The 276-nt window shown below is 38.8% G+C and carries 1 protein-coding gene; it reads left to right on the top strand.

Translation table 11 applies throughout. The features are described from left to right. Window positions 1–22: 22 nt before the first annotated feature. A partial coding sequence (gene fliQ / locus H5185_RS22590) for a flagellar biosynthesis protein FliQ (RefSeq protein WP_182743382.1) occupies window positions 23–276 on the top strand: 254 nt, incomplete at its 3' end.

Below are 276 nucleotides of genomic sequence, written 5' to 3'. Positions count from 1 at the left end.
CGGAATATAAGGCCTCGTATTTATGTCTCCAGAATCGCTCATTGATATCTTTCGAGAAGCACTGTCAATTATTGTATTGATTGTGTCAGCGATTATTTTGCCTGGCTTATTTATTGGTTTAATTGTGGCGGTCTTTCAAGCTGCAACTTCAATTAACGAGCAAACCTTAAGTTTTTTACCACGTTTACTCGTGACCTTATTTGCATTGATGTTTTTAGGCCACTGGCTAGTGCAAACTATGATGGATTTCTTCTATGAGATGGTCAACCTCATCCC

It is taken from the genome of Shewanella sp. SG44-6, from assembly GCF_014164185.1.
GTDB classification, from domain to species: Bacteria; Pseudomonadota; Gammaproteobacteria; order Enterobacterales; family Shewanellaceae; genus Shewanella; species Shewanella vesiculosa.
Note: the sequence above shows the minus strand (reverse complement) of the source record. Positions and strands in the feature narration are given on the sequence as shown.